We start from the raw sequence: 2,249 nt of genomic DNA, 5'->3' as shown, positions 1-2,249 counted from the left end.
ATAGGTGTTGTAAACGTCAAGCGCCTGGGTGGCAACCTCGTTGACCAGCTGCGCCTGCTGCAGGCGACGCTGCTCTTCCTCTTTGTCGAAAATCGGGCTGATGCTGCCGTCGTTGGCATGCTCCGTGTCGCGGCTCAGGCCGGACAGATCCTGCTACTGGCTGAAAAACCGGATATCTCAAAAAGTGCGTGGAACTAAAACAGGTATGCTTACAAATTGACCGCTTAACGGTGTTTACTGTTCCACTGCTCCCCAAACCCCGGCTCATCGGCCGGGATTTGCGTATGTCACTTGGGATTTAAAGGCGAGGCCGGTTTCTCTTTAGACATGAGGCATTGCCCCACGCCAATAATAATCCCGCATCCGATTGATATTTCAGTTCCTCTGATTAAGTCATTTCGATCAAAATTAAAATCACTCACTAAAAAATAGGATGCTAGAGATATAAGCAACCGACCACCTACAAGAGTAATGAATAAGAGTCTAATTTTCTTATTTTGCATCACTCTTTTCTCCAATTTCTTCTGAACTTTTTCAGCTAGACTTTGTGCGAAATTCCCAAGATATTCAGAGCCAGCAGATTCAGCTACTGCTCCTGTTATTTTAGGTATAGTAAATTGAGGAATTGTGGCTTGCAGTTTCTCAACTCCTTTACCTATCGTTGGTCTCCAAGGGTTCCTAAACCTGCTCCGATCATCGGCGCTGCAGCATCTTTCACTTGTAACTTAGCCCGGCATACGCCCCCGCAATACTTGCTGCTTCACTGAACCAGAACCCTTTTACCTAGATTAATCCGTTGATACCTGTGGCTATAATCGTATCAGTAAGCAGTAACTAGCTCGTGTATAAAGTAAAATACCGCCTCAGGGCAGAGATTGCTATTTAATTTATTTTTGTAATTATAATATTATCTATTTTATCCATAATTAAGTTATCTGCCAGAGGTAATCCCCTGATTAATTTTTCAACTGTCCCTCGAGGCAAACGAATTTCAGAAAAGCTATTCTCGAAATCCGTTGAATAAATAAATCGATCTTCATCACCATCAAATCCTAACCAGAAATTACATCCATAGTCATGCAACTCTGCAACATTCAATCGCATCAAGTTATCTGGTTCACCCTCAGAGAAATCCATTTCGCTCACAGGGACATTGCCAATATCCATCTGATACTTATCAATCTCTAAGTTAAAACTTTCTTTTAAAGAAGAAATAACAATATAAAGATCTATTGTTACTCCTTTACCGGGTATGAGTGAATCGTTGATAATAAAATTAAACATACCACTGGGAGAACATAAAACATCTAATTGTTCCAGTTGTATAGCAATTCGGTATGGGTCACCAATTATCATTTAACTTTCCATCCTTCCTGTTTGCGTAATTGAGCTTTCGTCTTATTATCTAACTGCATTGCATTTTTTGAGTCACCAGTACTACCAGACCAATGATAGGTTCCTGCATTATCTGGAAAGTAACGATGTATAGCACCATCAGCTCCCATACTATAACGGGCTTTATTTCCGTCAACAGATACTGAACGTCCAAATAACTCTAAGGAGTTTCGTGGTTCAATACCCGCATTGGGTCTAAACCCTTGTGCGCCAGGCGTATGTTTAGTATTTGATTCAACTTTTAATCCATTCATTGCCACGGTAGGTTCAGGAATAGGCAATCTATTATCTTTTCCCTCGGCTAAGTAAGCCAAATCATCCCTATTCGGCCCATCCGGAATGGGTGTAACAATGGTATTGCCGGCTGTATCCGGCACACCACTGGTATTCCCGGTATGACTGCTGCCGTTCTGATCACGTTGATCCGGTGTGGTCAGCGTCGTGCCTCTGTTATGCTCCGGGATGGGATTCGTCAGCGTCCTGTCAACCAGCGGCCGGTCAAGCGCCGGTAAGGGAAGCAGAGTGCCTTTCTGACTCTCGACCATTTCCTTATATACCGCCTGCTGTGCCGGAGTCAGCCGCTCTATTTCATCGGCTTTACCCGTCATGGCCGCTGCCAGTATCAATGTACGATCGGCCTCGGAAAGGTTGTCCATCGCCGTTTTCGCCACACCGAGACCCAGCAATGCGCCTAACCCTTTCTCCACAACCATGTTACGGCATGAAGCGATCTCCGCGCATGCTGTAGCACCAAGACGCACAACGGCTGCCAGATTGTTATTCTCAACCGCATTCTTACCCGCCAGCGCGCCCGTCGCCGCACCCGCCGTACTGCCGCTGCTCACGCCTGCTGC

General features: G+C 45.3%; 3 protein-coding genes. 1 reads left to right on the top strand and 2 read right to left on the bottom strand.

Annotated features, from left to right (window positions below):
• The coding region (locus NR177_RS23655; protein ID WP_256853794.1) for a hypothetical protein at positions 1-198 on the top strand (198 nt) is incomplete at its 5' end.
• Positions 199-882: 684 nt separating this feature from the next.
• Here the strand turns inward: NR177_RS23655 and NR177_RS23650 are convergent.
• Both NR177_RS23650 and NR177_RS23645 read right to left on the bottom strand, forming a co-directional pair.
• Positions 883-1,356 (bottom strand): Imm42 family immunity protein, encoded by a 474-nt coding sequence (locus NR177_RS23650; protein WP_256853793.1) that lies wholly within the window; start codon positions 1,354-1,356, stop codon positions 883-885.
• Positions 1,353-2,249 (bottom strand): VENN motif pre-toxin domain-containing protein (locus NR177_RS23645; protein WP_256853792.1); only part of this gene is annotated, 897 nt, incomplete at its 5' end. The genes NR177_RS23645 and NR177_RS23650, both read right to left, overlap by 4 nt.

It is taken from the genome of Pantoea sp. Fr+CA_20, assembly GCF_024520835.1.
GTDB classification, from domain to species: Bacteria; Pseudomonadota; Gammaproteobacteria; order Enterobacterales; family Enterobacteriaceae; genus Pantoea; species Pantoea allii.
This window is presented reverse-complemented; position numbering and strand designations above follow the sequence as displayed.

Coding starts and splice junctions, on each gene's coding strand:
- NR177_RS23650 (WP_256853793.1), bottom strand. CDS start 1,356: ATGATAATTGGTGACCCATACCGAATTGCTATACAACTGGAACAATTA.